The sequence below is a fragment of the Paenarthrobacter sp. CM16 genome, assembly GCF_013179505.1.
Classification (GTDB): domain Bacteria; phylum Actinomycetota; class Actinomycetes; order Actinomycetales; family Micrococcaceae; genus Arthrobacter.
The window spans coordinates 1-8,316 of sequence record NZ_JABMCX010000217.1 but is presented as its reverse complement, the minus strand read 5'-3'; the positions used below and the strand labels follow the sequence as shown (position 1 = coordinate 8,316).

Sequence of the window (8,316 nt, the reverse complement as noted above, 5' to 3'; positions counted from 1 at the left end):
CCCGTTCCCATGCCGGACGGGCGGGTTCGGCTGCGTGTCCTGGTGGACCGGTCCGCCGTCGAAATTTTCGCCAACGGGAAGCCGCTCACGGCCCGGGTCTATCCGACCCTGGGCGGCGAGCGCGTGAGATTGACCGCCACCAAAGGTTCGGTGCGGCTCCTCTCCTTCGATGCCTGGACTATGGCCGGGGTGTTTGAAGAGACCCGCAGCCTGTTCCCGGAACGGAGCTAGGCCCATGGAAAAATCTCCGTCAGTATCACGCCGTGGTCTCCTGACCGGCGCCGGTGCCGCTGCCTTGGGCGGGTCCATTGCACTGTCCGCTCCTGGTGGACCTGCCATGGCAACAGGTGGCCCCTCGAAAGGATCATCCCGAATGCGCCCCGTCTATCACTTCAGCGTGCCTGAGAACTGGAAGAACGATCCCCAGCGGCCCATTTACCTTGATGGTGAGTACCACTATTACTACTTGTACAACGCTGACTACATCAGTGGCGGTGGTGGCACATCATGGCGCCGGGCCACCACCACCGATCACGTGGCATTCCGCGACCGCGGTGTCGCGATTCCAAAGTTCAGTAACGGCAACGGTGACTGTTGGTCCGGATGCATGGTGGTTGATGAGGCCAACACTGCCGGATATGGAGCGGGGACGGTCATAGCCCTGGTAACCCAGGCGCCGGAAGGCCGGCAAGCACAGTACCTCTGGTATTCCACGGACAGGGGCCGCTCTTTCAAGCCCGGCGGTGAGGCTCCCGTGCTGCTGAATCCCGGCGTGCACGATTTCCGTGATCCCAAGGTTGTTTGGGATGCGGACCGTGGCCAGTGGTTCATGGCCAATGCCGAGGGGCAGAAGCTCGGCTTCTACACATCGCCGGACCTGCGGTCCTGGAAGCGCGTTGGCGAGTTTGTCCGTGAGGACCTGGGCTTGCTGGAGTGCCCCGATCTCTTTCGGATGACGGCCGACGACGACACCTCGCATTGGGTCCTGGGCACCAGTGCGAACGGCAAGGGCCGCGGACTGCCCGCTACGTATGCGTATTGGACCGGAACGTTCGATGGCAGCTCCTTCACCCCGGACCGTCCGGAGCCGGAATGGCTGGACTATGGTTTCGATTTCTATGGTGCAGTGACGTACCCGCAGTACGATGCATCGGGTGCGGAGGATCCAACCCTTCGCCGTGCGATCGGCTGGGCAAATTTCTGGGACTATCCCCACAACACGCCAACGCTTGCCACCGACGGCTACAACGGCGATGACATGATCGTCCGCGATGTGCGGCTTAAGCATGGAAATGGTGCCTACTACCTGGCCTCTTCACCCACATCCGCGCTGGGGGAGTATGTGAAGCGGACACATCGGCTCGGTGATGTGGCGGTTTCGGGCACTCATGATTTGTTGGTCCGCTCCAACGCCTATGACCTGAGCTGCGAGGTGGAGTGGGATCCGGCCGCACCGCCGGCCAATCTGGGCCTGGAAGTATGCCGTGCACCAGGTGGCGGCAGGCATGTTGCTGCCGGCGCCTTCCTGCGGGGCCCGTTCACCTACGTCAATCGCCGCCCCACCATCAATCCCACCGCAGGGGAAAGCCAAGCACCTGTGGATCCCTCCACGGGGCGAGTCGCACTACGGATCCTGGTGGATCGTTTGAGCGTGGAGATGTTCGTCGGGGATGGCCGTGTGGTGCACTCGCACCGTGTCTTCCCGCTCGAAGGGGACGACGGCATCCGTCTCTATGCCCACGAGGGAACAGCCACGTTCCGGGACGTGACCATCCGTGAACTCAAGGCCGTGCCTTAGCCCGCCCCCACCACGGACCACTTGGAATGGATTCACCAAAGTCAGGGCCACCTTTACGGTGGCCCTGACTTTGTGCGTATGGTGCCGTTCCCTGCGCCCGCGGGGGCACGACTACCTCCAGTCAGTGGCCGGCGTCCGCATCGGCCTCTTTCCTGGCGGCCTTTTCCGCGTCCTTCCCGGCACGTACGACTTCTGCGTCGTGCTGCTCTTCGGCCTTTTCCTGATGAATTACTTCAGCGAACAGCTTTTCCATTTCCTTGGCCACACCGGCGGCCGAGGCAGGATTTTGGCCGGTGACCAACCGACCATCCACCGCCACCTTTTCCTCAAAGACCCCGGCGGAGACGTGGCGCGCCCCCTGTTCCTCAAGCCGGTCTGCCAGGAAGAACGGAATGACCTTGTCTTTTCCTGCCGCAACTTCTTCATCGTTGGTGAAAGCGGCCACATCCCGGCCTTCGACCAGCCGGAACCCGTTGTCCAATTCGACGTTCAGCAAGCCGGCAGGCCCGTGGCAGACCGCCCCCACCAGTCCGCCGGAATTGTAGACACTGGCTATGAGATTCTGCAGGCCTTCGTTGTCGGGGAAGTCCCACATGGTGCCGTGGCCACCCACGAGGTAGATGGCGTCATATTGAGCGGGATCCACGACGTCCACACGGGCGGTGTTGTACAAGCCGGCCCTCGTTGTCTCATCTTGTGTGAAAGCAACTTGGATGGGGTCTCCCTCGTCCACCTCATCGCGTGGAGGCTGACCTCCCTTGATGGACGCAAAGTCAACAAAGTGGCCTGAATCTTTGAAGACCTTCCAGGGATGTGCAGCCTCGGCCACGTTGTAGCCGGTCTTTTCTCCCGTATCGCCGAGCTCGGAAACGCTGGTTAGTACCATGAGGATTTTCTTCATGAAGTGCTCCTTTCGTTCACCTTCCACCCTACGCCCACCTGTTTTCGGCATCTTGAGGACGGCCCTGGTGCTGTCGCATGCTTAAGGTGTTCCCTCGATCAGGAGTGTGAGTGATATGCCCAAGACCGGCAAGAACGATCATGCCCGGAAGAACGAGTTGCCCTCGACCCTGCAACGCTCGGACCAGAAAGCACAAGACACGTTCGCCAAAACGTACGACTCGGCCATGGATTCCTATGACGGCGATGAGAGCCGGGCAGCCCGGACGGCCTTTGCATCCTTGAAGCACAGCTATGAGAAGGTCGGAGACCATTGGGAACCCAAAGAAGAGCGCGGACCTTCCGATGACCGTGCCGAGGAAGGTTTACGCTCGGATAAGCCGACGGCCGGAGGCGTGGATGCCAATGCTTCGAAGGAGCACCTCTACCGACGCGCCCGCGAGTTGAACATCAAGGGACGTTCAACCATGGACAAGGATGAGCTGGTCAAGGCACTGCAGAAGGCCAACGACGCCGCCACCCGAAAAGCGCGGGAAGGTTGATTTCTGCATTAGCACATGGAGCTCGGCTTTCAGGCGCCTAGGGCGTTTTGCGGCACATTGTGACACGCGCGAGGAGAGTATCGTTTTTGCTGCTGCTAGGAGGTAAGGCTAACCTAAATAGTCTCCCTTTCCCCATGCCCTCCCGTTCCGGGCATACATTGCAGGCGGTTTCCTTTGCGCACATTCAGCCGTTCCACAGCAGCCCTCGGGGTCGCTGCACTTCTTTCCTTGACCGGTTGCGGTCTCAGTGGGGGACAGACAGCCGCCACCGGGAAGGTGGCTGATACCAACCAGCGCATTGTGGTGGACAACTTCCGGGCACCCGTAGCCAACTGGGCATTGGAGTCCGACGCCGCCTACATCCTCTCGCTCTCCGGTTGCCTGGAGACCCTTACCAAATATGATTCCGCACAGGGCAAAGTTGTTCCGTTCCTGGCAACTGAGTGGAAGCAGGTCTCACCACTGGAGTGGGACTTCACCATCCGCGAAGGGGTGAAGTTCCAGGACGGCACCGACCTCACCGCAGAGGCGGTCGCTGCTTCACTGAATGCAGTCCTCAAGGCAAAAGTACCGGCCAGGGCGTTCAACCCGGGCATTGTCTCGGCCGTCCAGGCCACTGACGCCAAAACCGTTCGCGTGACCACACCGGCGGATAACCCCCTGGTACCGTTCCGGCTGGCGAGCGTCAACACCGGCATCCTCGCCCCTGCTGCCTATGAAGGTGCCACGCTTGATCCCTTCGGCCACTGCACTGGACCTTTCACACCGGTATCGGAGAAAGCCAAGCAGTCCCTGACCTTGGACCGCAACGAGAACTACTGGGGTGGAAAGGTCCAGCTGGCCGGCGCCGAAGTCCGCTTCATCACCAACGGTGCTACCAGGGCGGCCCAGGTACAAACCGGCGAGGCGGATATCTCCCTGTCCATTCCAGCGTCCGCCCTCTCCACGCTGGAAGGGGCGCCGGATGTTTCTGTCCTGAAGGCAGACTCGCCCCGTACGGCGACCTTGTACATGAACAACGGCCGGGCACCGTTCAACTCCGTGGATTTCCGTAAGGCCCTCCGGTCCGCACTCAACCTCGAAGCGTTGGCAGCGAGCGTGTACGAAGGCGCTGCATTGCCGGCGGCTGGTCCGTTCGCACCTTCGGAGCCCTGGGCTTCCAGTGAAACCAACCCGCCCAAGCAGAACGTTGAGGAAGCGAAAAAGCTTCTGGCCGCTGCAGGGTACACCGCTGATAAGCCCCTGGAGATCATCGCAATCGTTGAGCGCACAGAGTTCGCCGACGTAGCAACAGTCATTCAGGACAACCTCAAGGACATTGGCGTTCCGGTGTCCATCCAGGCCAAGGAATATGCCTCGGCCGAGCCGGACGTCCTTGCGGGCAACTACGACATGATCTTGAGCCAGCGCAACAGGCTCATCGACATCGCCGATCCCATTGGCTTCCTCACCGCGGACTACACCTGCAAGGGCACCTACAACCTCAGCCACTTCTGCAACGAAGAGTACGAGGCCATCATCAGCGAAGCCGCACGCACTTCCAACACCGAGGATCGATACAAGCTCTACGCCAAGGCCGGTCAACTCCTGAACGACCAAGCCGTCAACTTGTGGTTGGTCAATGAACAAGCCACGGACGCCGTCCGCAGCAACGTTCTTTCCTACGTCCAGGATCCGCTGTCCCGTTACGTCCTGACCGCGCAAACGGCCAAGGCCGGCTCCTAGCAACGGGCTGAGACAACCAAAGCACGTATGATCACGTTCCTTGCGAAGCGGACGGCGACCCTGGTGGTCGCCGTCCTGTTGTCGTCTTTCGCCGTCTTCCTGATTCCGTTTGTTACTCCCGGCGATCCTGTCCGGAAAATCATCCGCTCCCGCGTGGCCGGAGACGTGGTGGACGAGGCCACAGTTCAGGCTCTGGCGGACAGCCTGGGCTTGAACGATCCCCTTCCGGTCCAATACCTGCGATGGCTGGGGGACTTCTTCACGGGGGACATGGGGTTATCGCACATCAGCCGGACCCCGGTCATTGATCAGGTGATGCCGGCTTTGGGCATCACCCTCAGCCTTGTGCTGGTGGCTCTGGGTACCGCCGTGGTGGTTTCCCTGCCCTTGGGCATCGTGGCGGCCTTGAAGCAAGGCAGCAAGACAGACAAACTCATCACCACTGTGACGCAGTCCTTTATCGCCATGCCGGAATACTGGTTGGCGCCCTTGCTGGTCTTGGTCTTTGCCCTGAAACTTGCCTGGTTGCCTTCGGCGGGCTGGAACACGGCGTCCTCCATTGTCCTGCCGGCCGCTACGCTCGCCCTTCGGCCCATCAGCTTCTTCACCTCAGCTGTTCGCTCAGGCATGATCGATGCCTCGGAAGCGGAGCACATTCCTGCGGCCCGGGCCAGGGGCCTCAGCCGCCTGCAAACGGTCCTGCACCACGTCATTCCCAATGGCCTGGTACCCCTCTCCACCTTGTTCGCAGTGTGGTTCGCCGGTCTTCTGGGCGGTTCGGTCATTGTGGAAGTCATCTTCGCAATCCCCGGCATGGGTCGCCTGCTCTACGACGCCGTGATCAACAGTGATATCCCCTTGGCACAGGGAGGCGTGGTGGTTGTGGTGGCGCTGGCCGTCGCGATCACCACCCTGGCGGACTTCCTGCACCGGATTCTCAGCCCTAAGGTGAGTGGCGCCCTTGCGTAAGCGGTCAGCGATCGACGGCGCCGCCGTCGTAATTCTCTTCCTGATAGTCGCAGCGGTGGCGGCTGCCCCGTGGCTGTCGCCTTTTCCGCCGAACGATCAGAACCTCGCCGCACGGCTTGCCTCGCCCAGCGCCGAGCATTGGCTGGGGACAGACCACCTCGGACGGGATACGCTCAGCCGCTTGCTCGACGGCGGTCGCTTCTCTTTGGTGGTGGCGGCACTGGCCACCGTGTTGACGGGAGTCCTTGGGTTGGTGGTCGGCGTGCTCAGCGCCCGCCGTAAGGGTTGGGTAGATGAACTGTTTACCCGCACCAATGATGTCCTGTTGGCCCTGCCGGAGATGGTGGTGGCACTGTTTGTTGTCGCTGCCATGGGCACGGGCTTTACTTCGCTGCTGGTGGCGCTGACCGTCACCGGGTGGACGCCGTTTGCACGGCTGGCCCGGACGCTTGCCTATGACGTCTCGGCACGTGGTTTTGTCGAAGCAGCACGGGTGGTGGGCTGTTCGCCGTCGTTCATTGTTTTTCGCCACATCATCCCGCACCTTGCCGCCCCCATGCTGGGGCAGGCAACGCTGCGCTTCGGGCAGCTCCTGATCAGCGTAGGAGCGCTGTCCTACCTGGGTCTGGGCGTCCAACCGCCGCAGTCGGACTGGGGTTCCATGGTGGCGGCGGCCCAGCCTTACGCGGAACGGGCCCCGTGGGGGATTATCGCGCCTGGACTCACCATCTTCCTGGTTGCCCTGTGCGTGACGTTGATAGGTCAGCGGACATCGCGGCGGGCAACTGACCCTGTGGATGTCCTGGTGGTGGAGGGGCAGCATGCCTGAACTGGTGATCGAGGACCTGACGGTACTGGGTTCGGACGCAGGGCGGCCGGTCCTGTCCGGTGTCAGTCTCACCGTTCGTCCCGGTGAATTCGTAGCGCTCGTGGGAGGCTCGGGCTCCGGCAAGACCATGACCGCCCGGTCCGTCCTGCAACTTTTGCCCCAACAATTGCGGATTGCCTCCGGCTCCATCCACGTGGGGTCCGTGGACGTGACCCGTGCCCCTGAGGCTGAACTGAACCGTATCCGCGGCGGCCGGCTGGGAATGCTGTTCCAACAGCCCAAAAAGATGTTCAATCCCAACAAGACCATCCGCGCCCACCTGAGGGAACCGCTGGGACTCCACGCGGGATTGCGCGGCACCGCCGCGGAGGCGAAGGTGCTTGAGTTGTTGGATGAAGTGGGATTCGACGATCCACTCTGGGGCGCAAAGGCATATCCGCATCAACTGTCCGGAGGCATGGCCCAACGTGCCATGACGGCCATGGCATTGGCGGGCCAGCCAGGAATCCTGCTTGCTGACGAACCGACCTCGGCTTTGGACAAAGTCCTTGAACGCCAGATCCTGCAGCTGCTGGATCGTGAACGGAACCAGCGCGGCCTGGGGATCCTTTACATCACCCACAACCTTGCCTCCGTGGCGGCTTTCGCGGACCGGGTGCTGGTGATGGACGCAGGGACAATCGTGGAGTCAGGCACCACTGAGGAAGTGCTGGGAAATCCGAAGGTCCCGTATACGCAAAGACTCCTGGATGCATCAAACCTCCTGCCGTCGGGGTCTGTGAAGCAGCTTCCCCGGGAGGCAGGTGTGCTCACCTTGAACGGCGTGGTCAAGAATTTCGGACGCGGCCGGCGTCGACGAAGCCCGGCACTGGATGCTGTGTCCCTGGAGCTGAAGAAGGGTGAGATCCTGGGCGTTCTTGGTCAATCAGGATCAGGGAAAAGTACCCTCGCCCGCGCCATAGTGGGTCTCGACCAACTCAGCGGGGGCAGCATTACCCGGTCCCTGTCAGCAGAGCGTCTGAACGATCCGACTGCCGTCCAACTGGTCTTCCAAGAACCCCACGACGCCTTCGATCCCCGGATGACGCTCCGGGCCAGCTTGGAGGCACCGCTTCCCAGGAGGCTACCCGCCGGGGAAAAGGCCTCACGGTTGAAGAAAGCCATGACCGAAGTGGAACTGGATCCCGAACTGCTGGACAGACGTCCCGGGCAATGCTCGGGGGGTCAATTGCAACGGATCACCATCGCCAGGGCGCTCCTGATGGAACCGGAAGTGCTCATTTGTGACGAAGCGACCTCTGCCCTGGACGCGCTGACGCAGCGGACCATCCTTGATCTGCTCCAACGCCTGCACCGGGACCGGGGACTATCCTTGATGATGATTACCCATGACATGGACGTAGTGCGCCATATGTGCCAGCGCGTCGCCGTCCTCTACCAAGGGCGCCTGGTGGAACTCACCGACACCGACAAATTCTTCACTGACCCGCAGCACCAGCACAGCAAGGACTTGGTCTCGGCCGCGATTCCCTGCCGGGGACTGCACCTGAAAA

At 61.5% G+C, this 8,316-nt stretch carries 8 protein-coding genes; 7 read left to right on the top strand and 1 reads right to left on the bottom strand.

Annotated features, from left to right (window positions below; translation table 11 throughout):
* Both HP499_RS17215 and HP499_RS17210 read left to right on the top strand, forming a co-directional pair.
* Positions 1 to 231, top strand: a 231-nt coding sequence (locus HP499_RS17215; RefSeq protein ID WP_172325430.1) for a GH32 C-terminal domain-containing protein, incomplete at its 5' end; no start/stop codon positions are given.
* 142 nt (positions 232 to 373) lie between these two features.
* On the top strand, positions 374 to 1,798 hold the full coding sequence (locus HP499_RS17210) for a glycoside hydrolase family 32 protein (RefSeq protein ID WP_172325431.1): 1,425 nt from the start codon (positions 374 to 376) through the stop codon (positions 1,796 to 1,798).
* A 121-nt stretch (positions 1,799 to 1,919) separates the two neighbouring features.
* On the opposite strand, the gene HP499_RS17205 is transcribed toward HP499_RS17210, so the two are convergent.
* Positions 1,920 to 2,699 (bottom strand): type 1 glutamine amidotransferase domain-containing protein, encoded by a 780-nt coding sequence (locus HP499_RS17205; protein ID WP_172325429.1) that lies wholly within the window; start codon positions 2,697 to 2,699, stop codon positions 1,920 to 1,922.
* A gap of 115 nt (positions 2,700 to 2,814) precedes the next feature.
* Between HP499_RS17205 and HP499_RS17200 the strand changes: the two genes are divergently transcribed.
* The 5 genes from HP499_RS17200 to HP499_RS17180 all read left to right on the top strand — a co-directional run.
* Entirely contained in the window at positions 2,815 to 3,240 is a 426-nt protein-coding gene (locus HP499_RS17200) for a ChaB family protein (protein WP_172325428.1), read from the top strand.
* 174 nt (positions 3,241 to 3,414) lie between these two features.
* Positions 3,415 to 4,965: an ABC transporter substrate-binding protein gene (locus HP499_RS17195; RefSeq protein WP_172325427.1), complete on the top strand. Its 1,551-nt coding sequence runs from the start codon at positions 3,415 to 3,417 to the stop codon at positions 4,963 to 4,965.
* Between the two features lie 27 nt (positions 4,966 to 4,992).
* Complete coding sequence (locus HP499_RS17190) at positions 4,993 to 5,934, top strand: ABC transporter permease (protein WP_172325426.1); 942 nt, start codon at positions 4,993 to 4,995, stop codon at positions 5,932 to 5,934.
* A complete protein-coding gene (locus HP499_RS17185; protein ID WP_172325425.1) occupies positions 5,918 to 6,763 on the top strand; it encodes an ABC transporter permease in 846 nt (281 codons plus the stop codon). The genes HP499_RS17190 and HP499_RS17185 overlap by 17 nt, the downstream gene beginning before the upstream one ends.
* The coding region (locus tag HP499_RS17180) for an ABC transporter ATP-binding protein (RefSeq protein ID WP_172325424.1) at positions 6,756 to 8,316 on the top strand (1,561 nt) is incomplete at its 3' end. The genes HP499_RS17185 and HP499_RS17180, both read left to right, overlap by 8 nt.